A 24385-nucleotide genomic window follows, 5' to 3' on the forward strand; every position below is an offset into this window, starting at 1 on the left:
ATCATGGAACTCACAGAACCAGACACCCTGCTCACCACGATCGGCCTGCTGTCCATCGCAGCGACCGTGGGCCTCCTCATCTGGGGCAAGGTCTCGCCCGTCGTCGCGATGGTGGTGGTCCCGCTCCTCGGTGCGATCGCCACGGGTGCGACCTTCACCGACCTCCAGGAGTGGTTCGACGGCGGCCTGGCCTCGGTCATGAGCGTCGTCGTGATGTTCATCTTCGCGATCATCTACTTCGGGATCCTCTCCGATGCGGGCCTGTTCGATCCCGTGATCCGCGGGCTCATCCTCGCCACGCGCGGCCGGGTGGTCCTCGTGACGGTGGGCACCGTGCTCATCGGCGCGGTCGCGCACCTCGACGGCGCCGGCGCCACGACCTTCCTGCTCACGATCCCCGCGCTGCTTCCCCTCTACACCGCGCTGGGGATGAGCCGCTACCTGCTCCTCCTGCTGCTGGCTCTGTCCGCCTCGATCATCAACATGGTGCCGTGGGGCGGTCCGCTCGCCCGCACAGCGACCACCACGGGCATCGACCCCGCCGAGCTCTACCGCGAGCTCCTGCCCGTGCAGGGCGCGGCGATGGTCCTGCTCCTGTGCCTCGCCGTGGTGCTGGGAATCCGCGAGAAGAGGCGGATCGCCGTGCACTCCGGAGTCGCGGCGAGCAGCGGGCCCGTCGACGTGCGGAAGATCGCGGACGACTTCACCGCCCGTCAGCTCGCCTCCCGCAAGGAGGTGCAGCGCGACATCGCCGGCGGACGCCTCGTCTACTGGACCAACGTGCTCCTGACCGCCGCTCTGCTCACGGTCATGCTCGGCGGCTGGCTGTCGCCGGCCCTCACCTTCCTCATCGGCGTCGCACTCGCTCTGCCGCTGAACTTCCGCACCGCGAAGATCCAGACGGACCGCATGAAGGTCTACGCCCCCAATGCGCTCATGATGGCAGCGGTCATCATCGCCGCCGCTGTGTTCCTGGGGGTGCTGCGCGACTCCGGCATGCTCGAGTCCATCGCTCTCTCCCTCCTGGCAGTCATCCCCGATGCCGTGGGCAGCTACCTCCACATCATCGTGGGCTTCCTGGGCGTGCCGCTGGACATCATGACCTCGACGGACGCCTACTACTTCTCCGTCCTGCCGCTGGTCGACGCGACCGCGAGCCAGTTCGGCGTCGCCACGACCTCGACCGCGTTCGCGCTGCTGCTGGGCAACATCATCGGCACCTTCGTCAGCCCGTTCTCCCCGGCCCTGTGGCTCGCCCTGGGCCTGGCCGAGGCGAACATGGGCAAGCACCTGAAGTACTCCTTCTTCATCACGTGGGCCTTCAGCATCGTGCTGCTGATCATCGCGATCCTGATGGGCGTCGTCCAGGTGTAGGCGTCGCCCACTCCCGCTTCCCACCCTTTGTGCCGCTGGCCGCCCGTACATATCCGGGCGGCCAGCGGTGCAAGGGGTGGGGAGAGCGTACGCACCCACAGTGGTCATCTTGGAGGAATGAATTGTCACAGCAGTTTCCATACGGACAGCAGGCTCCGCACCCTCAGCCCTACTGGAACCAGGGACAGCAGGCCGTGCAAGAACCCACCGGCCTGCAGATCACGGCGATCATCATCGCTGCCGCCGCATTTCTGACCGGGCTGATTCCGTTCCTCGGTCTGGTGTTGGGCGCAGTCGGCGTCATCCTGGCGATCATCGCGATGCGACGTAGGCGCCTGCGGCCTATGTCAGTCACTGGGCTGGTGCTCTCGGCACTGGCCCTCCTGACATCCGCGGTCACGTCTCTTCTGCTGATACTGGCTCTTATCGCTTCGGCCCCACCGCCCGCTTCGCAGACGGAGGGCCTTGAGCGCAGCGATTTCGCCGAAGTCGAAGACCGTGACTTCGCTCAGATCGCGAAGGCGCCGGACGACCACACAGGCGAGCACATCGTGGTCTACGGTCAGATCACACAGCTCGACTCCGCGACCGGGAAGTGCACGATGCGCGTGAATGTTGCGGAATCCCGGCAGAACGAGTTCTACGAATACGATGAGAACGCAGTCGTCTTTGCAGGGGATCGAGTGAGCGACTGCCCAGCGATGGACTCGCTCGTCACTGACGACGTCGTGAAACTGTGGGTGACAGTGGAAGGGAGCTACAGCTACACAACGATGATCGGCGGATCCACGACAGTTCCCGCCTTCGGCCTGTTCGAGGTCGAAGTGATCTCCTGACACTCCCGCCGGCGTCGCACCCCTTTTGCGGCAGCTTCCAAGCGGCATAACGCCCATTTTTCACGCAGACGCCCAGCTGTTCCTGCGAACAGCTGGGCGTCTGCGTGAAAAATGGGCGTGGAGCGCGAAGCACCAAAGCGCGGAGCCCCGAGGCGAGATCGCGCGCCCACTCCCGCTTCCCACCCTTTGTGCCGCTGGCCGCCCGTACATATCCGGTCGGCCAGCGGCACAAGGGGTGGGAACGCCTCAACTGCCGCGCAGTCACTCCTGCGCGGCGGCCTCCTGGCCGGCACCTCGGGCGCGTGCGATCTCGTAGAGGCTCACGGCGGCGGCCACACCGGCGTTGAGCGATTCGGTCGTCGCCGCGATCGGGATCGACACCACCTGGTCGCAGACCTCGCGCGCGAGGCGGGAGAGGCCCCTGCCCTCGCTGCCCACCACGAGGCACACGGGCTGATCCGCGAGCGCGAGGCCGGGCAGGGACACGTCCCCGTCCATGTCGAGCCCGAGGACGAACACGCCCTGCTTCTTCAGCTCCTGCAGGCTGCGGACGAGGTTCACCACCTGGGCCACCGGGATGCGGGAGGCCGCACCGGCGGAGGTCTTCCACGCCGCGGCCGTCATCGCGGCCGCGCGACGCTCGGTGACGATGACGCCGTGCCCGCCGAACGCCGCCGTGGAGCGCACGATCGCGCCCAGGTTGCGGGGGTCCGTGATGCCGTCGAGGGCCACGAGCAGCGGCGTCTCGTACCGGTCGGCGGCCAGCCGGAGCAGATCGTCCGGGTGCGCATACTCGTACGGCGGCACCTGGAGGGCGATGCCCTGGTGGATCGCCCCGTCCGTGAGCCGGTCGAGGTCCTGCTTGCCGGCCTCGAGCATCGCCACACCCCGGTCCGCGGCGAGCGCGATGGCCTCGCGCACGCGCTCGTCCGAGTCCGCGCGCGGGGACACGTAGAGCGCAGTGGCGGGCACGCCCTCGCGCAGCGCCTCGACGACGGAGTTCCGGCCGGCGACGAGGTCCGCGCCCGCCTCCTTCTTCCGCCGCTTCGACTGCTGACGCTGCTGCTCGCGCCGCTTGTCCTCGGGGCTCTTGTACGCCTTGTGGTAGACGCGGTCCTCGGCCTTGGGCGTGGGGCCCTTGCCCTCGAGCGCGCGCCGCCCCTTGCCCCCGGAGCCCTTCGTGGGGCCCTTCTTGCCGCCCTTGCGGATCGCTCCGCCGCGTGATGCCGGTGCCATGGTGTCTCCGTAGTCTCTCGTGTGGGCCGGTGCCGGCATGGTGCCCGCGCGGCCGGTGGAGGCCTGTCTCAGGCCAGATCGTAGCGGTAGCCGTCCGGGGTGTCCTCGATGAGGACGCCGGCCTCCCGCAGCTGTGCACGGATCGCGTCCGCGGTCTCGTAGTCCCTGTCCGCCTTGGCCTGCGCGCGCCGGCTCGCGAGGAGCTCCACGAGCGCGGAGACGACCTCGCCGCCGCGCCCTCCCTCTGCCGCCGAGGCCTGCGCGGTGCCGCGCTCACCCTCCCAGGCCGGATCGGTGGGATTGGTGCCGAGGATGTCGAGCATGAGCTCGGTCTGCGCGAGCGCATGCGCCAGCCGGAGGCCGAGGATGCGCACGTCCGCGCTCCCGCTCGGGTCCGTGCCCTCCTCCCCGCCCACGGCGGAGGCGAACAGCTCACGGCTGAGGACTGCCGCCTCGGCGTCCCCGCCTGCGGCAGCCGCGCCCGAGGTGCCGGCTACCGCCGACTCCGCCTGCCGCAGCTGCGTGAGCAGCTTGGTGCCGGTGCGGACCGTGGCGAAGACGGAGGCCAGCGCCCGCGGGATCGAGAGGTCCTCGTCCATCGCGATCGCGAAGTCCTCGGGCACGTCGACGAGGCGGTCGTCGTAGCCGACCGCGGCCTGCGGGACCGGCACCTCCAGACCTGCGCGCACCAGCGCCTCGCGCGCGCGCTCGACGAATCCGGACACGCGTTCGTAGGCCGCCCGCTGCCGTTCGACGAGCTCGGGTGAGAACTCGAGGACCGAGCGGTAGTGGGCGGTGGAGAGGAAGTGCCGCAGCACGGCGGCGGGGAAGCGCTCCAGCAGATCGTGCGCGAACACGGAGTTGCCCAGCGACTTCGACATCTTGTCCCCGTCCACGCTGAGCAGGCCGGAGTGCATCCAGATGTTCGCGAAGGCGTCGCCGGCGGCCGTGGACTGCGCCAGCTCGTTCTCGTGGTGCGGGAAGCGGAGGTCGAGGCCGCCGCCGTGGATGTCGAACTGCGCACCCAGATACTTCGTCGACATCGCCGAGCACTCGATGTGCCAGCCCGGCCGGCCCCGGCCCCACGGCGAGGGCCACGACGCCGTGTCCGGCTCCGTCTCCTTGTGCCCCTTCCACAGCGCGAAATCGCGGACGTCGCGCTTGCCGCGCGGATCGGCGTCCGCGGCGTCGGCCATGTCGTCGACGCTCTGGTGCGTGAGCGCACCGTAGTCCGGCCACGAGCGGACGTCGAAGTACACGTCGCCAGAGCCGTCCTCGGCGGCATAGGCGTGCCCGGCGGCGATGAGCCGGCCGATGAGCTCGACCATCTCCGTGATGTGGCCGGTGGCCCGCGGCTCGTAGGTGGGCGGCAGGACGCCGAGAGCGGCATAGGCCGAGGTGAAGACCTGCTCGTAGCGGTAGGCGTGCGCCCACCACGTCCGCCCCTCCTCCACGGACTTCGCGAGGATCTTGTCGTCGATGTCCGTGACGTTCCGGACGAGGGTCACCCGCAGGCCCCGGTAGAGCAGCCAGCGGCGCAGCTGGTCGAACACGACTGCGGAGCGCATGTGCCCGATATGCGGTGCCCCCTGCACCGTGGCACCGCAGACGTAGATCCCCACTTCACCGTCGGTGACGGGCGTGAGGGGAACGAGGTCGCGGGCGGCGGTGCTGTGCAGTCGAATGGTCACCGCCCCAGTCTATCGGGGAGGGCGCACCTCCCCGGGGGCGAACGCGGTCGGGCACAGGGCGCCTTCATCACAATCGGGCGACGACTGCGCCGGACTCGGCCGCCCGGCATTGCATCGCCGGGTGACCTCTGACACGATCCTCATACGCTTCACAGCTCACGGTGATGTGAGACGTAGAATCCGTTGCGCTCACTCAGCCTCTCCTGCCGGGATGACCCATTCCGCGCACCGAGGCGAAACGAAAGGACCCCTTCCCATGTCGGCAGTGAAGGCACCTGAACGTCAGGTGTTCGTCAGCCGCACCGCCTTCATCCTGGCCGCGATCGGCTCTGCGATCGGTCTGGGCAACATATGGCGATTCCCCTATGTGGCCTATGACTCGGGCGGCGGCGCATTCATCATCCCCTACCTCGTCGCACTCCTCACGGCGGGCATCCCCCTGCTGTTCATGGTGTACGCGATCGGCCACCGGGCCCGGTCCTCGGCGCCGCTGGCCTACCGCTCCCTGCACCGGGCGGCCGAGCCCATCGGCTGGTTCAAGACCGGCATCGCCGTCTGCATCGGCATCTACTACGCCGTCATCGTCGCCTGGGCGATCTCCTACACCGGCTTCTCCTTCACGCAGAGCTGGGGCGAGGACGCCGAGGGCTTCTTCATCGCGGAGTACCTCCAGCAGAGCGGGGAGGCCGGGTTCTCCGGGAGCTTCGTCCCCGCGGTCATGATCCCGCTCGTCGCCGTGTGGGTGGTCTGCCTGGTCATCCTCATCGCCGGCGTGCAGAACGGCATCGCCCGGTTCTCCAAGGTCTTCGTGCCCCTGCTGGCGGTCATCTTCGCGATCATGGTGGTCCGCGCGCTGTTCCTGCCCGGTGCCGCGGCCGGGCTCGATGCGCTGTTCACCCCGGACTGGGGCGCGCTGGCCAGCCCCACCGTGTGGGTCGCGGCCTACGGGCAGATCTTCTTCTCCCTGTCGATCATGTTCGGCATCATGCTCACCTACGCGTCCTACCTGAAGAAGAAGACCAATCTCACCGGCTCCGGCATGGTGGTGGGCTTCGCGAACTCGAGCTTCGAGATGCTGGCCGGTGTGGGCGTCTTCGCCACGCTGGGCTTCATGGCCCATGTGGCCGGTGTGGGCGTGGACGAGGTCGTGAGCAACGGCGTCGGCCTGGCCTTCATCGCCTTCCCCACCATCATCGGCGAGATGCCCGGCGGCGCGATCTTCGGCGTGCTGTTCTTCGTGTCCCTCATCTTCGCCGGTCTCACCTCGCTCGTCTCGATCATCCAGGTGCCCATCGCGGCGATCGCGGACAAGACCGGAATCAGCGAGCGGACCTCCACCATCGTGGTCGGCGGCCTCATGGCCGTCGCCTCGATCCTCATCATGCCCACGGCCACCGGCCTGAGCGTGCTCGACACCATCGACGCGTTCACGAACAACCTGGGCATCGTCGGCATCGCGCTCGTCGCGATCATCGCGGTGGGCTGGCTGCTGCGGGCGCTGCCCCGGCTGCGCGACCACCTCAACAGCATCTCCTCCTTCAAGGTGGGCCGGATCTGGATCATCTGCGTCTGCGTCATCACGCCCGTCGTGCTGGGCTTCATGCTCGTCCAGCAGGTCGTCGTGTTCGCGCAGGAGGGCTACGAGGGCTATCCCACCTGGCACCTCGTGCTCTTCGGCTGGGGACTCCTCGCCGTGCTCGTGTGCCTCTCCATCCTCCTCAGCCTCGTCCCATGGCCCAGGAAGAGCCTGGAGCGGGTCGAGCGGGCGCGGGCGGAGTTCGAGGCCGAGGAGGCCGCCGCCCCGGAATCCGCAACCAGGCGCACTGGAGGTGAGAACGCATGAGCGCGGCCGCAGTCGTCATGATGATCGTGTCCCTGGGCACCATCTGGGGAGGTCTGACCTGGTCGATCCTCCACCTGCGCAGGCATCCCGACGCCACCGGCGGCGACGCCGGCTGAGTCCGCCCGCGCTCGTCCCGCCGGCGGCCGAGGCGGAGCCTCCTCCTGCCGAGGCGGCCCCGTCTCGTCTCACCGGGGCGAGACCGTCCGAACGACACCCGAGGCCCGGGGCCGGTGATCCTTCCGCGATCACCGGCCCCGGGCCTCTGCAATGCCCTGCGCGGGGCCTTGCGCGGCGCGCTGCGGACCCCGGTGTGCCGCGTCCGTCCTCACCGATAGAGTGGGAGGCGCCATAACCCCCTACCTTCGTCAGCGGCTCCCCAGTGCACTGCCGTTCCGCACCGTCGCGGCGGCACGGAACGGCGACGCGGCCGGGAGCCGGCACACAGAGAACATCTGAAGAGGAACACTATGCCTGCAACAGTCAAGGGAGTCATCTCCCGTGCCAAGGGTGCACCGGTCGAGCTCGTGGACATCGTGGTGCCGGATCCGGGACCGGGCGAGGTCGTCGTGGACGTGAAGTCCTGCGGCGTCTGCCATACCGATTTCCACTACCGCGAGGGCGGCATCAGCGACGACTACCCGTTCCTGCTGGGTCATGAGTCCGCCGGCGTCGTCTCCCAGGTGGGCGAGGGCGTCACCCACGTCGAGGTGGGCGATTTCGTCATCCTCAACTGGCGTGCGATCTGCGGTGAGTGCCGTGCGTGCAAGCGCGGTGAGCCCTGGTACTGCTTCGCCACCCACAATGCCACGCAGAAGATGACTCTCGCCGAGGACGGCACTGAGCTCACCCCCGCGCTCGGCATCGGCTCCTTCGCGGAGAAGACGCTGGTGGCCGAGGGGCAGTGCACCAAGGTCCCGGAGTCCGATCCGGCAGTCGTGGGCCTGCTGGGCTGCGGCGTCATGGCCGGCATCGGCGCCGCGATCAACACCGGCGGCATCACCCGCGGCCAGACCATCGCCGTGATCGGCGTGGGCGGCGTGGGCATGGGCTCGGTCGTGGGCGCCCGCCTGGCCGGTGCGAGCCGGATCATCGCGATCGACCGCGACGACACCAAGCTGGAATGGGCGAGGGAGCGCGGCGCCACCCACACCATCAACTCCGCGGGGCTGGACGAGGACGGCGTCGTCGCCGCGGTCCAGGAGCTCACGGGCGGATTCGGAGCGGACGTGGTCGTGGACGCCGTCGGCCGCCCGGAGACCTGGCGCCAGGCCTTCTACTCGCGTGACCTCGCCGGCACCGTCGTCCTCGTGGGCGTGCCCACACCGGAGATGGAGCTGAGCGTCCCGCTGCTGGACGTGTTCGGCCGCGGCGGCAGCCTCAAGTCCTCCTGGTACGGCGACTGCCTGCCGGAGCGCGACTTCCCCATGCTCGTGGACCTCAGCGAGCAGGGCCGTCTGCCGCTCGAGAGCTTCGTCTCGGAGCGCATCGGCATCGACGGCGTCGAGGAGGCGTTCGCGAAGATGGGCCGGGGCGAGGTCCTGCGTTCGGTGGTGGTGCTCTGATGGCGCGCATCGAACGGCTCATCACCTCCGGCACGTTCTCGCTCGACGGGGGCACCTGGGAGGTCGACAACAACGTCTGGATCGTGGGCGATGACTCCTCCGTCGTCGTCATCGACCCCGCGCACGACCCCGCGGCCATCGCCGAGGCGGTGGGCAGCCGGACGGTCGAGGCGATCCTGCTCACGCACGGCCACGATGACCACGTCCGCTTCGCCCTCGAGGCCAAGGCAGCGCTGGGCGATCCGCCGGTGCACCTCAACCCGGAGGACCGCGTGCTGTGGGACATGGTCCACGACACCGCACCGGATGCGGAGATCGCGGACGGACAGGAGTTCCGGATCGCGGGCGTGGCGCTCACCGCCCTCCACACCCCCGGCCACTCCCCCGGCTCCACGTGCTTCTCCGTGAGCGAGCCGGTGGGACTGCCGGAGTCCGTGCGGCCGGCCGAGGGCACCGCCGAGGCACCGGTCCTGATCTCCGGCGACACCCTCTTCCAGGGCGGTCCGGGAGCCACGGGCCGCTCGTACTCGAGCTTCGACACCATCATCGAGTCGATCTCGCAGCGGCTCTTCGCCCTGCCGGAGCCCACCGTGGTCCTCACCGGTCACGGTGACGCCACGAGCATCGGCGCGGAGAAGCCGCACCTGCAGGAGTGGATCGACCGCGGACACTGAGCACGTGAGCCGCTGCGCCCGGTCCCCAGCATGGGGGCCGGGCGCTTCGCGTGCGCGGTGAACGCGGACGGCCAGGGGTCGCGGCGGATCCGGGCGGTCCCGGCCTCGGCGGCGGAGCGCGCTCGCGCATGTCCTAGAGTGCCCCTGTGAGTGAGCAGAACCCCGAGACCGGCCTCCGCGCCGGGATGAAGCCCCGCCACCTCGTGATGATGAGCCTGGGCTCGGCGATCGGGGCGGGCCTGTTCGTGGGCTCCGGTGCGGGCGTGGCCGCCGCCGGGCCTGCGGTCCTCGTCTCCTACGCCCTCGCCGGGCTCATCGTCATCGCGGTGATGCGGATGCTGGGAGAGATGGTGGCGGCGGATCCCGCGCCCGGGGCCTTCGCCTACTACGCGGGCAAGGCGCTGGGCCCCACCGCCGCCTTCACGGTGGGCTGGCTCTGGTGGGCGACGCTGTGTCTCGTGATCGCGGCGGAGTCCACGGCGGCCGCCCAGATCATGGCCGGACTGGTGCCGCTCTTCCCCCAGTGGGCCTATGCCGCGGCGTTCATGCTGCTGTTCACGTGGATCAATCTGTGGGGTGTGCGGAACTTCGGCGAGTTCGAGTTCTGGTTCGCGTTCCTCAAGGTCGCCTTCGTCGTGCTCTTCCTCGTGGTCGGTGTGCTGTTCCTGCTGGGGCTCACACCGGCGGACAGCCCGGGGTTCGGCGTCGTCACGGGCTCCTCCTTCGCGCCCACCGGCATCTCGGGCATCGCCGCGGGCCTGCTCATCGTCGCGTTCTCGTTCGGGGGCATCGAGATCGTCGCCGTCGCCGCGGCGGAGACCGCGGAGCCGCAGAAGTCGATCGGACGCGCCACGCGCACCATCATCTGGCGCATCCTGCTCTTCTACATGGGCTCCGTGGCGATCATGGTGCTGGCCCTGCCGTGGGACGATCCGCAGCTGCTCTCCAGCCCGTTCGTCGCGGTCCTCGACCGCGCGGGGCTGCCGGCACTGAGCGCGGTGCTGGGCCTCGTGATCGTCGCAGCACTGCTGAGCTCCCTCAATGCGAACGTGTACGGCTCCTCCCGCATGTTCTACTCCCTGGCACGGGAGGGCATGGCCCCGCGCCGGCTCGCGACGCTGAGCCGGAGCGGGGTGCCGAGGGCCGGCGTGCTCGCCTCCTCGGCCTTCGGGTTCGCCGCGGTGGCACTCAACTACTTCTGGGCGGAATCGGCGCTGGGCGCGCTGCTCAACATCACGGGCGCCACCCTCATCATCACATGGGCCTCCGCGATCATCTCCCATATCGTCCTCCGCCGCCGGGCCGAAGCCGCGGGAGAGACCCTGCCGCTGCGCATGTGGGGCTTCCCCGTCCTCTCCTGGGCCACGCTCGCCGGGGTGCTGGGGATCATCGCCCTGGGCATGACGGTGCCGGAGGTGCGCTCACAGCTGCTCGGCACGTTCGCGGTGACGGCGGCGCTGTGGCTCACGGGACTGCTCGTGACCAGGAGGAACGCGCGGGTGGGCTGAGCACGCACGAGCTGACGTGCAGGCGCGCGGAGGCTCCGCATGGAGTGCGCGAAGACTCAGCACGGCGCCGCAATTGCCGCGACGTCCTGAGTCTTCGCGCACGCCGGCCCGGAGCCCCGGGGGGGGTGGGCTCGACGAGGGCTCAGCCGGGCACCACGAGTGCCGTCGCGATCGCCGCCGCGCCCTCCGCCCGGCCGGTGAGGCCCAGGCCGTCGGTGGTGGTGCCGGAGACGGAGACCGGCGCGCCCACCGCGTCGCTCAGCACGCGCTGCGCTTCCTGGCGCCGCGTTCCGATCTTGGGCCGGACGCAGACCGCCTGCACGGAGACGTTGCCGATCCGGAAGCCCGCCTCCCGCACCAGCCGCGCCGCCTCCCGCAGCAGCTCCGCGCCCGAGGCGCCGGCCAGCTCCGGCCTGTCCGTCCCGAAATGCGCGCCCAGGTCGCCGATCCCCGCCGCCGCGAACAGCGCATCACAGCAGGCATGGGCGACGACATCGGAGTCCGAATGGCCCTCGAGACCGCCCTGCCCCTCCCACAGGAGGCCCGCCATCCACATGGGGCGCTCCGGATCCGCGGAGAACGCGTGGACGTCCACGCCGGTGCCGACGCGGGGCAGGAGGGCCGAAGGCTCCCGGACCGGTGCTTCTGCGGCCGGGCCGCCTGAGGACTGCTCGGCCTCGGCGCGCGTGGGGTCGGGCATCGGCGCAGTGTTCCCGGAAGCGGTCATGCGGAGTCCTCTCCTGTGGGATGCGGCTGGGCGCTGAGGTGCAGTCGGGCGATCGTGAGGTCGAAGGGGTGGGTGATCTTCAGCGCGGCCTCGTCACCGGGCACAGGGACGGTGGGCACGCCCAGCCGCTCGGTCAGCGCCGCGTCGTCGGTGGCCCCGGGATCGGGATCGTCGCGCTGGAGCGCATGCGCACGGACGAGGACCTCGCGACGGAAGCCCTGCGGCGTCTGCACTCTGCGCAGCGCGGCCCTGTCGAGGTCTCCCACCAGGGCCTCCTGCCCGTCGGCAGCCGTGCCGGTCCCGGTCTCCGCTCGCTTGATCGTGTCCGCGACGGGGAGGACCGGGACCACGGACTCAGCGCCGGCGGACAGCGCCTCCACCACCCGGCGGAAGACGGCCGCGGGCGTGAGGCAGCGGGCCGCATCGTGCACGAGCACGTACTCGGCGGCATCCGCGACCTCCAGCGCCGCCGCGACCGAGGCGCTGCGGTCAGCCCCTCCCGCCACCACCCGCACGGCTCCCGGCCAGGGCGGCAGCGCCTCGGCGGCGATGCGCTCGGCCTCGGCCGTCAGTGCAGCCGGTGCGGCGATGACGACGGCGTCCACGGCTCCGGAGAGGACCGCACCCCGCACCGCGTGCCAGAGCAGGGGGCGGCCTGCGAGGGAGACGAAGGCCTTGGGCGCCTCCGCGCCCAACCGGGTGCCGGAGCCAGCAGCGGGGATGATGAGGGCAGTGCGCATGGCATCGATCCTAGGCGCGGACGCGAGCGGAGGCTCACCGCACTCGCGTCCCCGCAGACAGCAGAACCGGCCGGTCGCGCGGGGCGACCAGCCGGTTCACAGTCAGGGGAGCGGGCTCAGGAGGCGAGCACTTCGTCGAGAAGCGCCTCGGCCTCCTCCTCTTCCTTCTTCTCAGCCAGGGCGAGCTCGGAGACCAGCACCTGACGGGCCTTGGACAGCATGCGCTTCTCCCCCGTGGAGAGGCCGCGGTCCTGCTCACGGCGCCACAGGTCGCGGACGACCTCGGCGACCTTGATGACATCGCCGGACTGGAACTTCTCCAGGTTGGCCTTGTAGCGCCGCGACCAGTTGGTGGGCTCCTCCGTCACCTCGGCGCGGAGCACCTGGAAGACCTTCTCGAGGCCCTCCTCACCCACGACATCGCGCACGCCCACGAGATCGCAGTTGTCCGCGGGGACTTCGATGACCAGGTCACCGTGCGACACCTGCAGTTTCAGATAAAGCTTTTCCTCGCCCCTGATCGTCCGAGTCTTGATCTCCTGAACGGTAGCCGCTCCGTGATGCGGATAGACGACGGTGTCGCCGACCTGAAATGCCATATGTTCGAACCCCTTTCGCGAACCTGAGTCTACCATGAGACACGCCGCGGAGATGAGGCGCATCACGTCTCTCCGGTGATAAGGTCCCCGCCGCTCCGGGCATGGGGCCGCCACCGGCGGATTCACAGGGACTGCTGAGCCAGTTCTACGTTGGGTCGAATCAGCGGTACGATGAGAGGCGAATCCGACAGTCGCCGTCCCGTCCTAGGAGCCTGGAACGTGAAGAAGAGGCCCGTGCGCACTGCACTCGCGCTCACCGCACTCGCAGCAATCGTCCCCCTGAGCGGATGCGCCGCCCTGCTCTCCGCGCAGCAGACCGCCAGCTACGAATACAACGGCGGCGACGGCGCCTGGGCGACCCTGGACGGCGTCGACGTGCGCGGCCTGGTGCTCGTGCAGAACGACGAGGGCGATGCGCAGATGTTCTTCACGCTCATCAACTCGACGGATGAGCCCCGTGAGGTCAGCATCGATGCGGGCGCAGGAGCGCCGGTGGACGTCTCCCTCGCCGCGAACGCCGTCCACGAGCAGAACCCCGCCGGCGCCGAAGCCAGCGCGCAGACTCCGCAGGAGCAGGCCGCCGTCCCGGAGCCCGTGAACATCGAGGGCCTCGACGTCGTGGCGGGCTCGCAGATTCCCGTCGAGGTCACGGTCGGTTCGGAGACGCAGGAGGTCCGCGTCCAGGTCCTCAACTCCGAGCTCCCCTACTTCGAGGGCCTCGAGCCCACCTCCGGCGCCACCGAGGCGCCCGCCGAAGGCGAGCAGGCGACTGAGGGCGAGACCGGCACGACGCAGGGCGGCGCCGCGGAGGGCACCGGCACGCAGGGCTGACCTCCGACCGGATCGGAGGCGCATACAGCGGAAGGGGCCGGTGCCCGGGAGCGCTCCCGGGCACCGGCCCCTTCCGCTGTCCGGCCCGGTGGCCGGGCCGGAGACCGAAGCCAGCCGCCGAGTCGGCAGCCCGCCTCAGGCCTCGAACTTGTAGCCGAGTCCGCGCACCGTCACGAGCAACGTGGGCGTGGAGGGCTCGCGCTCGACCTTGGCCCGGAGCCGCTTGATGTGGACGTCGAGGGTCTTGGTGTCACCCACGTAGTCCTGCCCCCAGATCCTGTCGATGAGCTGCCCGCGGGTCATCACGCGGCCCGCATTGCGCACCAGCATCTCGAGGAGCTCGAACTCCTTGAGCGGCAGTGAGAGCTCCTCACCGCGCACGGAGGCCACATGCCGGTCCACATCGATGCGCACACCGCCGGCCTCGATCACCGCCTCCTCCAGATCCGCGGGCTCGGAGTTGCGGCGCAGCACAGCACGGACGCGGGCCAGCAGCTCGCGCGAGGAGTACGGCTTCGTCACGTAGTCGTCGGCACCCAGCTCGAGGCCCACGACCTTGTCGATCTCCGAGTCCTTGGCCGTGAGCATGATGATCGGCACGTTCGACCGGGAACGCAGCTGGCGGCAGACCTCCGTGCCCGAGGCACCGGGCAGCATGAGATCGAGGAGCACGAGATCGGCACCCGTTCGGTCGAACTCCGCCAGCGCATCGAGTCCGTCCGCGGCGACCGCGACCTCGTACCCCTCCTTGCCGAGCAGGTAGGAGAGCGGATCCGAGAACGATTCCTCGTCCTCGACAAGCAGGATGCGCGTCACGTCGTCTTCCTTCTTTCTCTCGGTTCGCCCAGCGGCGCATGATCGGCGGGAGCCTCATCCGCAGAGGGCTCGTCCGCAGGAGGCCGTCCTGCCCGCGGCAGAGGCTCCGGGCGCTGTGCGAGCTGTGTGTGGGAGTCTATGGGGGCGGCAGGCGCCGCGTCACCGCCGGAGGGGTCCGCGGCCGGCCGGACGCCTCCCCCGTGCACGGCCTGCGGCAGGACGATGGTGAAGGTCGATCCGTGTCCCGGACGCGACCACACCCGCACCTCACCGCCGTGGGTGGCGACGATGTGCTTGACGATGCTCAACCCGAGGCCGGTGCCGCCGGTCATGCGCGAGCGCGCCGGATCCACCCGGTAGAAGCGCTCGAAGACGCGCTCCGTCTCCTCGGTCGTCATGCCGATGCCCTGATCCGTCACGGAGATGACGACGCGCTCGTCCTCGAGCCGGGTGCCGATGCCCACCCGCGTGCCCTCATTGGAGTAGCCCACCGCATTGTCGAGCAGATTGCGCACCGCGTTCACCAGGAGCTCGTAGCTGCCGTCCACGTACCAGTCGCCCCCGTGGACCACGGACAGCTCGATGTCCTTGGCGCCGGCGCCCGTACCCGCGCGGTCCACGGCGTCCGCGACGATCTCGCGGACGGACACCCGTGCAGTGCTGTGCGGGGCCTCGTGGTCCTGCACGCGCGAGAGGTCGATGATCTCCTGGACCAGCTGGGTCAGGCGCGCGGACTCCTTCTGCATGCGGGTGCCGAACCGGGCGACGGCCTCGGGATCGTCCGCGAAGTCCGTGACCGCCTCCGCGAGCAGGGCGACGGCCCCGATGGGCGTCTTGAGCTCGTGGGACACATTCGCCACGAAGTCCCTCCGGATCGCGTCGACGCGCCGGGACTCCGTCTGGTCATCGCAGAGGACCAGCACGAAGGCCGGCCCCAGCGCGGCGACCCGGGCGTGGAGGAACCGGGGGGTGGCGGCCTCGCTCGCGGCGTGCTCGAAGTCGATCTCCTCGATGAGACCGCGGGTGCGCACCCGCTCCACCACCTTCTCGAGCGTGCGCGCGATGAGCCGGTGCCCGCGCACCAGGCCGAAGGTGTAGGCGGTGGGAGAGGCCTTGACGACATCGTCGCCGGCGTCGAGCACGATCGCGGCGCTGGGGAGCACCGCGAGCACCTCCGCGATCCCGTGGGGCAGCTCGTTGTCCGAATGGAGATCGGCGGCGCTGCGACTGGCCGCGGAGAGCCGGAACGCCATGATGCCGGCGACCCCCACTGCGAGGCCCACTGATCCGGTGAGCACGGCGACGATGAGCAGATCCACGCTCCCAGCCTAAACGCGCGGTGAACGCGCGGCGCGCCGAGACGGCCCCTCCGCCTAGAATGGGGACAAAGGTTCACCCGGAGGACGCGCACGGTTCACCGGGCGCTGAGACAGTGTTCGGCGGATCCCTGCCCACCGGCAACGCCGCGGCGCGATCCGCACCGACCGGCACATGGGAAAGGAAGCCTGCGAATGCGCGAAGTGTTCCAGAACGAGCTCGACGGGCTCGCGGACAAGCTCTCCGAGATGGCGGAGAGGGTCGTCGCCGCGATCGAGAAGGCCAGCCTGGCGCTCCACGAGAACAACCTCGAGCTCGCGGAGGAGGTCATCGCCGCAGACACCGCGATCGACCGCCTGCAGCTCGAACTCGACAAGTCCGCGGCGGAGATCCTCGCCCTGCAGGCTCCCGTCGCCGCCGACCTCCGCGTGGTCATCTCCTCCCTGCGCATGAGCGCCTCGCTCGAGCGCATGGGCGACCTGGCCCGCCACGTCGCACAGCAGGTGCGCATCCGCTACCCGGATTCCGCCGTGCCCTCCGGCTTCGAACCGGTGTTCTCGCGGATGACCGAGGCCGCGGCCCGGATCGCGCGCGCCATCCACGAGCTGGTCTCCTCCCCCGGCCTGGAGGCCGTGCCCACCATCGACGACCTCGACGAGAGCCTCGACACCCTGCACCTGCGCGTGTTCTCGCAGATCTCGGACTCGACGCTCAAGCCCGCCGAGGTCGCGGACGTCACGCTGCTCTCCCGCTACCTCGAGCGGTTCGGCGATCACGCGGTGTCCGTGGCCCAGCGCATCGAGTACCTGCTCACCGGCAACTGGGACTCGAAGCTCATCCCCGGCGTGGACTGAGCAAGGCGGCTGCGGGCGATCGCCTGCAGCCGCCCTTCACGTATGTGCGCCCTTCACTCTGCGCGTGAGCGGAGTGAAGGGCGCACATACGTGTGGCCGGGCCGTCTGCGCACGTATGTGCGTTCTGCGCCCGGAAGAGCCGGATCGCGCAGAACGCACATACGTGAAGCTGGGGGCCGGGTGCCCGGCACCGAGCACACGGCTCAGAGCCGGAGCGGCCTCATTTGCCCTGGTTCGCGACCGCTGCGGCGGCCTCGCGCGCGGCCTCCGGGTCGAGGTAGGTGCCGCGCGCGGTGACGGGGGCGAGCGTCGCCTCGTCCAGCTCGTAGTGGAGCGGGATGCCGGTGGGGATGTTCAGGCCCGTGATCTCCTCGTCGCTGATGCCGTCGAGGTGCTTGACGAGCGCGCGCAGGGAGTTGCCGTGCGCGGCGACGAGGACAGTGCGGCCGAGCTGCAGGTCAGGAACGATGGAGTCGTACCAGTAGGGCAGGAGGCGCTCGATGACGTCCTTGAGGCACTCCGTGCGGGGCAGAGCGGCGCCGAGGTTCGCGTAGCGCGGATCGCCGGCCTGCGACCATTCGCTTGCGTCGTCGAGCTCCGGCGGCGGCGTGTCGAAGGAGCGGCGCCAGGTCATGAACTGCTCCTCCCCGAATTCCTCGCGGATCTCCTTCTTGTTCTTGCCCTGCAGCGCCCCGTAGTGGCGCTCGTTGAGCCGCCACGAGCGGGTGGTGTCGATCCAGGAGCGGTCGGCGGCCTCGAGCGCGATCTGCGAGGTGAGGATCGCGCGCTTGAGGCGGGAGGTGTGGACGACATCCGGCAGCAGGCCGTTCTCCGCGAGGAGCTCACCGGCCCGCACGCCCTCCGCGCGTCCCTTGTCCGTGAGGGTGACATCGACCCAGCCGGTGAACAGGTTCTTCTGGTTCCATTCGCTCTCGCCGTGACGGAGCAGCACGAGGTTGTACGCCATAGCGCCATTCTGGCACGGGGTGCGCGCCGGCACCGCAGCAGTCCGGCTCAGCCCTCGCCCTCAAGCGGTGTGAACGTCCCGATGAACTCGTTGTCCTCGGTGTCCAGCAGGTGCCGGAACGCCTCGAGGTTGCGGGTGGACTCGCCCCGGGCCAGCCGCCAGGCCCATTCGCGCTTCATGGAGGTGAGGAAGCCGAGGACGAGCAGCTCGTTGAACGAGGAGTCCGCGACGGTGAGGAAGCGGCCCAGGTAGGAGTCGAGCACCTCCTCCGCGTGCGCGCCTGCGAACACCTCCGGCGGCAGGGAGGCGTTGAGGTAGACGTCGTCGTAGCCGTCGACGGAGAAGGACAGGCCGGGCAGCCGGCCGTTCTGCTGGAGCATCCACCGGAAGAAGCGCTCACGGTTCTCGTCCGGCCGCCGCACCACGAAGGCCTGGAGGTCGACCGCATGGCGACCGGCCCGGATCGAGACATTGGTCTTGAGCTTCCGCTCCCCCGGCAGGACCACGACGATCTGTTCGGCGGCGACGGACTCGACCTCCACCTCGTTCTCGGCGGCCCAGGCGCGCACGAGCGCGATCACGGAGGCCGGGGAGGCCGCCGCGCCGTCCGCGGTGCCCTGGGCCTGCGGCCCTCCGGTCTCGGTGGTCAGCGCCTCCAGCGCTGCGAGCATGCCGCGCTCTGCGCGGTCCCAGCCGAGCTCGACGGCGTGCTCCGCCCCCGAGGTGCTGAGCCGGGCGCGCAGCGCGGGGTCGCCCAGGAGCCCCGCAAGTGCGTGCGCCCACACCACGGGGTCGTCGCCGTCCACGAGGATGCCGCCGCGTCCCTGGCCGGTCACGTGCGTGAGCCCGCCGACCGCGGAGGCGAGGACGGGAGAGCCGGCCGCCTGCGCCTCGGCGGCGACGAGGCCGAAGGACTCCGAGCGCGAGGGGACCGCGACGAGGTCCGCCGCGCGGTACCACTGAGCCACCCGGTCCGCGGGCACCGGCGCACGGAACTCGATGAGGGAGGCCGCCGCCGAGGTGCGGGCCGCCTCCCGCAGGCCGCTCGGGTCGGTCTCGCCCGAGGCATCACCGAGGAACACCGCGCGCACGCGGGAGGCGAGTGCGGGCTCGGTCCGGGCGAGCTCGTCGAGGGCGGCGATGAGGACGTCCGTGCCCTTGACGTGCTGCATGCGCCCCACGCAGAGCACGAGGAGGTCCGCATCCTCCACGCCGAGGGCGCGCCGGGCCTCCTGGAGGGCGCCGGGGCGGAAGGTGGCGGTGTCGATGCCGGGCGGGGCGACGACGGTGTGCGCGGGGTCGGCGCCGAGGAGGTGCTGGGCATCGGCGGCCTCGGTCGGCGAGTTCGCCAGGACGAGATCGGCCTCCGCGGCGATGCGGACTTCGGCGTCACGGCGCGCCTGCGGCTCCCGGGCCTCGCCGAGGTCGCGGTCCTTCACCGCGGCGAGCGTGTGGAAGGAGACAGCGAGGGCGGGGACGTGTGCGGCGTTCTCCGCGCGCAGGAGTGCTCGGAGCTCGCAGGCGGCGAGCCCGGAGACCCAGTAGTGGGCCCAGAGGAGGTCGGCTGCACGGACGAGCGGACCCAGCTGAGGATCGGCGAGCAGGGTGCGGGCGATGCTCTCGGCACGGGCGCCCATCTCGTCCTTGGTCCGCGCGCCGGTGGGCACGTGGTGGACGGTCACCCCGCTGGGCAGGACCGCGGGCCCCGTCTGCGTGGGATCGCAGGTGACGACATCCACGGTGTGGCCGGCGCGCACGAGCATCGCGACCGTGTGGGAGACGTAGACGTTCATGCCGCCGGCGTCACCGGCGCCCGGCTGCGCCGCCGGGGAGGTGTGGAGTGAGAAGACGACTGCGTGCACGGGCCCGAGTCTAGCGGGGCGAGGCCTCAGCCGGCCGGGGGCGGGGCTGGGTGGCCGCGGTGTGGGGCCGTGGTGCGGGGCTGGGTGGCGGTGCGGGTTTGGCCCGGGGGCGGCAGGTGAGGCACACCGGGATCCCCGCGCCGCGACCCAGCTCTCAGCGGTCAGGGGCGGCGCTTCCTCACCGCGAGCACGAGAGTCCAGATCCCCGAAGCCGCAAAGCAGGGGACGAACAGCACCCAGAGGACGAACGCGATGACAGCCTTGCTGACCCAGCCCTCATAGCTCACCTGCGACCAGACGGTCGCACCGACGCTGAGCATCAGCAGCAGGCCGGTGAGCGCCAGCAGGGTGATGAACACGATCCGTGCCGGACCTGAACTGGGAATCATGCGCGCCTTCCCCTGGAAATCATACCGACGATCATGTCAGCCACAGCGAATCCTGCGCTGAACGCCGCGAGCACGCCAAGAAGCGCGATGCCGTGGAACTGGAGAACCGATCCCGAAGGGTCATGATCAGACAGGGCAACAGTGCCCACGATCACCGCAGCGCCCCACAGCCCCGCCAGCACGACGCCGGAAACCTGCGGCAGCATCAGAACGGCGGATCCGGTCAGAAAACTGATTGCAATCGCCCAAAAGACCATGAACTCCACACCGCTCACCCTCCATCAGCATTTCGGAAGGTGCGACGACCTTGAGCGTTCCCGGCACTCAAGCTTGCCATGGCGGCCGTTCCCACCCGTCCGACAAAGCCATCCGAGACCGGCGAAGCCAACTGCACGACGGCAGCTGGCTTCGTCGACACCCGACTTGTTCATACGAGATGAGTCCATCATCCGATACGTTCGGCTGGGCCGCGTCACCCTCAGGGGTGATCCATGCAGAGTCGGCTCGCTGTGATCGCACCCGATCGCGACGTCACTCGAACCACGGGCGCAAGCATCCAGCTCCCTGAGCGGTGGAGCCCGACGCCTCCGTAGAGTTGGGCCAGTGACAGTCTTTCACGCTCCTCAGCGGCTCCGGCGCGCCCTGCGCTGGTTCCTCGGGGCCCGTTTCATCGACCCCGCCGTTCGGGTCTGGTATCTGGCGATGGCGCTGCTCATGGTGCCTCCCACCGCAGCTGACGGTGATGGAGGCGTGGGCGAGTACATCGTCGTGGATCTACTCCCCCTGGTCCTGACTCTCGTTGCGCCGTGGCTGCCCGGGACTTCGACATGCATACTGACAGGCCTCGCCGTGGCCACCCTCCTGGGCATGCCGCTTCCCGGCGAACCCTCTCCGGAACTCATGGGACTGGTCCTCCTCGGCACCCAGCTCAGCACAGCAGCACTGCTCATCGCGTTCGGCCGCTGGCGCATGGCTGCCCTCGCCTTCGCCGCGAATGTCCTGCTCTCAGCCATGTTCACCATGCAGACGGCAGAGCTTTCCGTCTCCACGCTCATGTACTCCGTCGCGGAACTCTTCCCGGACGTCGCCCTCGGAACGGCCTTCCTCTACTTCGAACGCACCTTCCAGAGACGCAAGGTCGAAATCGCCGCAGCGGCCGCGGCCCACCAGCGCGAACTCGACCGTCAGCATGACTCGATCGTCCGAGACACACATGACGTGATCTCGCACACTTTTTCGGCAGCACGTTCCCTCACTGCCGTGCAGCAGAGATGCAAGGACCCGGAGCAGCGGCGGGAGATCGAAGCAGAGCTGTCCGTCGTCCTCTCCGCCGGTGAGGAGAATTTCCGTCAGTACATCCTGCGGATGCGCAGAGAGCCGGACGACAGACAGATCGGTTTCCTCACCGCGTTCGCGCAGTGGTGCGAGCGTCTGGCCGTGACGATGAGGACGGCACAGCATCCGACGACGTTCCACCTGGAGGAGCTCCCGCAGACATCGAACGACATCCTTCTCTCCGAGGCCACCCTGCTCACTCAGGAGATATGCACCAACATCATCCGGCACTGCCCGGAAGGCGCGCCCAGCACCGTCCACGGGTACGGCGCCGAGGGCGGACTCGTGCTGCGCGTCGAGAGCAGCGTGCAGTCGGGAACACAGGTGACACCGGATTTCGGCGCTTCGCTGCGCAGGCGCACCGAGGCGATGGGAGGGACTGCGAGGTTCGAGATCGTGGAGAACGAGGAGGACACTGTGCTTCGCACCGTGCTGACGCTGCCGGTGGCCGGCGGCTTACGGGAGAATCACCCAGTCGGGTGACGCACTCGGCACCGGGCGCGGCTACAGTGCGAACCATGTCACGATCCGCACTGCGCATCAGGAACATGCCCCTTCTGCTCGCGGGACTCTCACTGGCCTTCGCACACACGGCAGCAGGCGCGCAGTCCGCACATTCCCTCCGCTCACCGGGGCAGAGTCACGCTGCGGAGCAGGTGGTGCAAGCGGCTGGACCGCTGCCTATGAAACCCATGAAGTGTTCACAGTGGAAGAAGACCAACCCGGCTCTCTACAAGAAGTACTGCAGGTGATACTTCTGTGAGCGCAGACCTGAAGCTCCTGCTGGTCGACGACGACCTCTACACGCTCCGCGCACTTGAGGCGTTCCTCGGCGATCTTCCGGACGTCAGGATCGCGGGCACCGCTCCGGACGGGGCAGCCGCAGTCGAGGAGTACGAACGTCTGCGGCCGGACCTCACCCTCATGGACCTCACCATGCCGGTCATGACCGGCGTCGTGGCGACGCAGAGGATCCGTGCGCTCGATCCCGGCGCGAAGATCCTCGTCCTCACCACCGTGGCGCCCGGCCCCGGACTGGCGAACGCCCTGCATGCCGGCGCGCTCGCGGCCGTCCGAAAGACCGCTCCGCCCGAGGTGCTGGGAAAGGCCATCCGCGCCATTATGGACGATGATCCCTCCGCCCTCTTCAGCGAACTGCCCGGCGACCTCATCATCAGCGGCGGTATACAGACGCGCAGCGGTCCCATGCCATACCTCTCGCCGGCCGAACTGAGAGTCCTCGAACTCATCTGCCGGGGCATGGGCCGCGCGGAGACAGCGGAGGAGCTGGTCATCAGCCCCAACACCGTGAAGACCCACACCGCACGGCTGCTGTACAAGCTCGACGCATCCAATCAGGCACAGCTGGTGGTGCGCGCACTGGAGTGCGGGTTCATCTCCGGACTCTGACACCGCAGTGGACGCCCGGCACAGGCAGCGAGGCGGCTCCCCCTCATCTCCCCAGCCGCCGTGCTGCGCGCATGACCCGCGTGGCGAAGCGCCGGGCATGTGAGCGGCGCAGCAGGTGGCTCACGGAGCCCGAGGCGGGTTCGACGCCGATCTTCCGCACCGCCTTCGCCCTGTGCATCCCGTAGTGGTCCAGCGCCGCGCCGAAGTCCTCGTCCGTCCAGTCCTCCGTCTGCTCGCACAGGAACTCGTCGGCCCGTATGACGCGGTACGGCCGTTCCGGATGCTCCGCGAAGGCACGCACGTCGTCGGTGACGATCGCATCCAGACCGGCGGCGACGGCGGCGACATCGAGGTGGACGTCTCCCGGGTCCAGCACCCACGGCCTGTGCACCTGCTCCATGCCCGCGGTGTCGAGCGGTGTCAGCGACAGAATCCGCTGACGGGCAGCCTCGTGCAGCTGCCCGCGGTCGTACTCCCGATAGATCTGCCTGAGCGCGGGGTGCAGCTCCCGCTTGACGCCGTACGTGCCGACCAGCTCGAGCGCCGGCTTCCGTCTCTTGCGCACGGCCCGCAGCCACAGCCACAGCGGCTCCGGCGCCAGCACCGAGGTGTCCACCAGCACCCGATACGGCGCCGTTCCGGCGGAATCCGTGTCAGCGGCCCCAGCCTCCTCGACGGCCGCACAGGACACAGTCGCTGCCTCCCCGGACGCAGCGCCCGCACCCCCACGTGCCGCTGCTTTGCCGACAGCCCCCTCACCGGCACCCGCCACTCTCTGGCCCCTGCTCACCCGACGAAGAACTCCGTGAGGATGCGGCGGACCTCGGCCCGCCCGCGCCAGAGGATCGAACCCGGCGGCAGCACCTCGAGGCGCGCCCGCGGGAACGCTGCCGCATACTCCTCCGCGACCTCGACCGGATGCGAGGGATCGTCCTCGTGCGTGAGCACCAGGACCTCACCGGAGTACCGCGCCGCATCCGCCGAGGCCGTACCCGGGTCCGCCACCGCGACCTCGGCCGCCAGCCCCACGCCCTCGGACATGTCCGTCTCCAGCAGGGCATCCACCTTCTGCCCTACCCACGCCCGGGCCGGCTCCAGCGCCTGCACCTCCACCGGCTCGCGCGCGAGGAAGTGCGCGATGAGCCCGGCGCGGTCCCCGGCCTCGAGCAGCGCACGCACATGGGACACGCCCGTCTCGATGATCGCCTGCTGCTCCGGGGAGAACCCCGCCCACGACGCAGGCAGCACGAACGCGATCCGCTCCAGGGCCAGCGCCGCGGGGTCTCCGGCGGTGAGCAGGCGCGCGAATCCGCCCGCACTCATGGACACGCCGAGGGCGCGGGAGACCCGCGCACCGGCTGCGGCCTCGGCGGCGGCGAGCGCCTGCGCGAGCTGGGCGGCGACGGTCCCGTAGTCCCAGCCCGGTCCCGGTGAGGGCCGGCCACCGTGCCCGCCGAGGTTCACGAGCGCCCGGGTGCCCGCGATGCCCGCGGCGAACGGCCGGGTGTCGCGGATCTGACCGGAGAAGCCGTGGGCGAAGAGGGTGACGGGCTCCCCGCTGCCGAAGACGGAGACCCAGCCGGTCTCGGGGCCGGGGAGGTTCCGGTCGGCGGCCGGCCGTGCGGCAGGTGTGCTCATACGGATCAGGGTAATGCGGCAGCGCGGACCGACACCACGAACAGCACGCTCCCCGCAAACGCGGACTCCGCAGCAGCGAGCCCCTTCTCAGCGGCTCCCGCACCAGCGCGCAGTATGCGGACGCCCGCGCCGCGGGAGGCCGAGCTGAGGCAGACTCGGAGAAGCGGTCACCCGCT

24 protein-coding genes are annotated in these 24385 nt (G+C 69.8%); 11 read left to right on the plus strand and 13 right to left on the minus strand.

The genetic code is table 11. From position 1 onward, the window contains the following. Positions 1-3 precede the first annotated feature (3 nt). Both K318_RS0101840 and K318_RS23315 read left to right on the plus strand, forming a co-directional pair. Positions 4-1374: a CitMHS family transporter gene (locus K318_RS0101840; RefSeq protein WP_035280165.1), complete on the plus strand. Its 1371-nt coding sequence runs from the start codon at positions 4-6 to the stop codon at positions 1372-1374. 194 nt (positions 1375-1568) lie between these two features. Further along, positions 1569-2210: a DUF4190 domain-containing protein gene (locus tag K318_RS23315; protein ID WP_051297331.1), complete on the plus strand. Its 642-nt coding sequence runs from the start codon at positions 1569-1571 to the stop codon at positions 2208-2210. 261 nt (positions 2211-2471) lie between these two features. Here K318_RS23315 and rlmB read toward each other — a convergent pair whose 3' ends face one another. Both rlmB and cysS read right to left on the minus strand, forming a co-directional pair. Next, positions 2472-3446 (minus strand): 23S rRNA (guanosine(2251)-2'-O)-methyltransferase RlmB, encoded by a 975-nt coding sequence (rlmB, locus tag K318_RS0101850; protein ID WP_029088215.1) that lies wholly within the window; start codon positions 3444-3446, stop codon positions 2472-2474. A gap of 68 nt (positions 3447-3514) precedes the next feature. Further along, positions 3515-5137 carry a cysteine--tRNA ligase gene (cysS, locus tag K318_RS0101855; RefSeq protein ID WP_029088216.1) on the minus strand — a complete coding sequence of 541 codons (1623 nt, stop codon included), beginning with the start codon at positions 5135-5137 and terminating at the stop codon, positions 3515-3517. Between the two features lie 256 nt (positions 5138-5393). Between cysS and K318_RS18650 the strand changes: the two genes are divergently transcribed. From K318_RS18650 to K318_RS0101880, 5 genes are all read left to right on the plus strand, one after another. After that, positions 5394-6980 (plus strand): sodium-dependent transporter, encoded by a 1587-nt coding sequence (locus K318_RS18650; RefSeq protein WP_035280168.1) that lies wholly within the window; start codon positions 5394-5396, stop codon positions 6978-6980. After that, on the plus strand, positions 6977-7096 hold the full coding sequence (locus tag K318_RS24135; protein WP_084499500.1) for a methionine/alanine import family NSS transporter small subunit: 120 nt from the start codon (positions 6977-6979) through the stop codon (positions 7094-7096). Before K318_RS18650 ends, K318_RS24135 begins: the two co-directional genes overlap by 4 nt. Positions 7097-7447: 351 nt before the next feature. Beyond that, positions 7448-8542 (plus strand): S-(hydroxymethyl)mycothiol dehydrogenase, encoded by a 1095-nt coding sequence (locus K318_RS0101870; RefSeq protein ID WP_029088217.1) that lies wholly within the window; start codon positions 7448-7450, stop codon positions 8540-8542. Further along, entirely contained in the window at positions 8542-9216 is a 675-nt protein-coding gene (locus K318_RS0101875) for an MBL fold metallo-hydrolase (RefSeq protein ID WP_029088218.1), read from the plus strand. The genes K318_RS0101870 and K318_RS0101875 overlap by 1 nt, the downstream gene beginning before the upstream one ends. Positions 9217-9362: 146 nt before the next feature. Continuing rightward, positions 9363-10724 (plus strand): amino acid permease, encoded by a 1362-nt coding sequence (locus K318_RS0101880; protein WP_029088219.1) that lies wholly within the window; start codon positions 9363-9365, stop codon positions 10722-10724. 142 nt (positions 10725-10866) lie between these two features. Here K318_RS0101880 and ispF read toward each other — a convergent pair whose 3' ends face one another. The 3 genes from ispF to K318_RS0101895 all read right to left on the minus strand — a co-directional run bounded on the left by ispF (position 10867) and on the right by K318_RS0101895 (position 12790). Beyond that, complete coding sequence (gene ispF, locus K318_RS0101885; protein ID WP_084499650.1) at positions 10867-11424, minus strand: 2-C-methyl-D-erythritol 2,4-cyclodiphosphate synthase; 558 nt, start codon at positions 11422-11424, stop codon at positions 10867-10869. A gap of 23 nt (positions 11425-11447) precedes the next feature. Next, positions 11448-12191 (minus strand): 2-C-methyl-D-erythritol 4-phosphate cytidylyltransferase, encoded by a 744-nt coding sequence (ispD, locus tag K318_RS0101890; protein WP_029088221.1) that lies wholly within the window; start codon positions 12189-12191, stop codon positions 11448-11450. Between the two features lie 116 nt (positions 12192-12307). Continuing rightward, a complete protein-coding gene (locus tag K318_RS0101895) occupies positions 12308-12790 on the minus strand; it encodes a CarD family transcriptional regulator (RefSeq protein ID WP_029088222.1) in 483 nt (160 codons plus the stop codon). A gap of 219 nt (positions 12791-13009) precedes the next feature. Here K318_RS0101895 and K318_RS18655 point away from each other — a divergent pair, with 219 nt between their 5' ends. Beyond that, positions 13010-13621, plus strand: a complete 612-nt coding sequence (locus K318_RS18655; protein ID WP_051297332.1) for a hypothetical protein — start codon at positions 13010-13012, stop codon at positions 13619-13621. Between the two features lie 135 nt (positions 13622-13756). Here K318_RS18655 and K318_RS0101905 read toward each other — a convergent pair whose 3' ends face one another. Further along, on the minus strand, positions 13757-14437 hold the full coding sequence (locus K318_RS0101905) for a response regulator transcription factor (RefSeq protein WP_029088223.1): 681 nt from the start codon (positions 14435-14437) through the stop codon (positions 13757-13759). Further along, on the minus strand, positions 14434-15756 hold the full coding sequence (locus K318_RS18660; protein WP_245579732.1) for a sensor histidine kinase: 1323 nt from the start codon (positions 15754-15756) through the stop codon (positions 14434-14436). The genes K318_RS0101905 and K318_RS18660 overlap by 4 nt, the downstream gene beginning before the upstream one ends. A gap of 192 nt (positions 15757-15948) precedes the next feature. On the opposite strand from K318_RS18660, the gene phoU reads away from it, so the two are divergent. Further along, entirely contained in the window at positions 15949-16608 is a 660-nt protein-coding gene (gene phoU, locus K318_RS0101915) for a phosphate signaling complex protein PhoU (protein ID WP_029088224.1), read from the plus strand. 220 nt (positions 16609-16828) lie between these two features. On the opposite strand, the gene K318_RS0101920 is transcribed toward phoU, so the two are convergent. The 4 genes from K318_RS0101920 to K318_RS0101940 form a co-directional block, all read right to left on the minus strand. Further along, positions 16829-17575, minus strand: coding sequence for a phosphoglyceromutase (locus K318_RS0101920; RefSeq protein WP_029088225.1), 747 nt, complete (start codon positions 17573-17575; stop codon positions 16829-16831). A gap of 47 nt (positions 17576-17622) precedes the next feature. Then, on the minus strand, positions 17623-19437 hold the full coding sequence (locus K318_RS24140) for a glycosyltransferase (protein ID WP_084499501.1): 1815 nt from the start codon (positions 19435-19437) through the stop codon (positions 17623-17625). A gap of 161 nt (positions 19438-19598) precedes the next feature. Further along, positions 19599-19826, minus strand: a complete 228-nt coding sequence (locus tag K318_RS0101935; protein WP_029088226.1) for a hypothetical protein — start codon at positions 19824-19826, stop codon at positions 19599-19601. Further along, positions 19823-20092, minus strand: a complete 270-nt coding sequence (locus K318_RS0101940; RefSeq protein WP_029088227.1) for a hypothetical protein — start codon at positions 20090-20092, stop codon at positions 19823-19825. The genes K318_RS0101935 and K318_RS0101940 overlap by 4 nt, the downstream gene beginning before the upstream one ends. Before the next feature lie 337 nt (positions 20093-20429). On the opposite strand from K318_RS0101940, the gene K318_RS0101945 reads away from it, so the two are divergent. Both K318_RS0101945 and K318_RS0101950 read left to right on the plus strand, forming a co-directional pair. Next, positions 20430-21644 (plus strand): sensor histidine kinase, encoded by a 1215-nt coding sequence (locus K318_RS0101945; RefSeq protein WP_029088228.1) that lies wholly within the window; start codon positions 20430-20432, stop codon positions 21642-21644. A 276-nt stretch (positions 21645-21920) separates the two neighbouring features. Then, positions 21921-22571 (plus strand): response regulator transcription factor, encoded by a 651-nt coding sequence (locus tag K318_RS0101950; RefSeq protein WP_029088229.1) that lies wholly within the window; start codon positions 21921-21923, stop codon positions 22569-22571. A gap of 43 nt (positions 22572-22614) precedes the next feature. Here the strand turns inward: K318_RS0101950 and K318_RS0101955 are convergent, their stop codons facing one another. Together K318_RS0101955 and K318_RS0101960 are read right to left on the minus strand one after the other, a co-directional pair. Next, positions 22615-23262, minus strand: a complete 648-nt coding sequence (locus tag K318_RS0101955; RefSeq protein WP_029088230.1) for a hypothetical protein — start codon at positions 23260-23262, stop codon at positions 22615-22617. Positions 23263-23357: 95 nt separating this feature from the next. Continuing rightward, positions 23358-24209 carry an alpha/beta fold hydrolase gene (locus K318_RS0101960; protein ID WP_029088231.1) on the minus strand — a complete coding sequence of 284 codons (852 nt, stop codon included), beginning with the start codon at positions 24207-24209 and terminating at the stop codon, positions 23358-23360. Positions 24210-24385: the final 176 nt, after the last annotated feature.

This window comes from Brevibacterium album DSM 18261 (assembly GCF_000426445.1).
GTDB lineage: Bacteria > Actinomycetota > Actinomycetes > Actinomycetales > Brevibacteriaceae > Brevibacterium > Brevibacterium album.

What these genes read in the sequence shown, in the direction of transcription:
- K318_RS0101840 (WP_035280165.1), top strand. Translation starts at nt 4, where the DNA reads ATGGAACTCACAGAACCAGACACCCTGCTCACCACGATCGGCCTGCTG.
- rlmB (WP_029088215.1), bottom strand. Translation starts at nt 3,446, where the DNA reads ATGGCACCGGCATCACGCGGCGGAGCGATCCGCAAGGGCGGCAAGAAG.
- K318_RS18650 (WP_035280168.1), top strand. Translation starts at nt 5,394, where the DNA reads ATGTCGGCAGTGAAGGCACCTGAACGTCAGGTGTTCGTCAGCCGCACC.
- K318_RS24135 (WP_084499500.1), top strand. Translation starts at nt 6,977, where the DNA reads ATGAGCGCGGCCGCAGTCGTCATGATGATCGTGTCCCTGGGCACCATC.
- K318_RS0101870 (WP_029088217.1), top strand. Translation starts at nt 7,448, where the DNA reads ATGCCTGCAACAGTCAAGGGAGTCATCTCCCGTGCCAAGGGTGCACCG.
- K318_RS0101875 (WP_029088218.1), top strand. Translation starts at nt 8,542, where the DNA reads ATGGCGCGCATCGAACGGCTCATCACCTCCGGCACGTTCTCGCTCGAC.
- ispF (WP_084499650.1), bottom strand. Translation starts at nt 11,424, where the DNA reads ATGCCCGACCCCACGCGCGCCGAGGCCGAGCAGTCCTCAGGCGGCCCG.
- ispD (WP_029088221.1), bottom strand. Translation starts at nt 12,191, where the DNA reads ATGCGCACTGCCCTCATCATCCCCGCTGCTGGCTCCGGCACCCGGTTG.
- K318_RS0101895 (WP_029088222.1), bottom strand. Translation starts at nt 12,790, where the DNA reads ATGGCATTTCAGGTCGGCGACACCGTCGTCTATCCGCATCACGGAGCG.
- phoU (WP_029088224.1), top strand. Translation starts at nt 15,949, where the DNA reads ATGCGCGAAGTGTTCCAGAACGAGCTCGACGGGCTCGCGGACAAGCTC.
- K318_RS0101920 (WP_029088225.1), bottom strand. Translation starts at nt 17,575, where the DNA reads ATGGCGTACAACCTCGTGCTGCTCCGTCACGGCGAGAGCGAATGGAAC.
- K318_RS0101935 (WP_029088226.1), bottom strand. Translation starts at nt 19,826, where the DNA reads ATGATTCCCAGTTCAGGTCCGGCACGGATCGTGTTCATCACCCTGCTG.
- K318_RS0101960 (WP_029088231.1), bottom strand. Translation starts at nt 24,209, where the DNA reads ATGAGCACACCTGCCGCACGGCCGGCCGCCGACCGGAACCTCCCCGGC.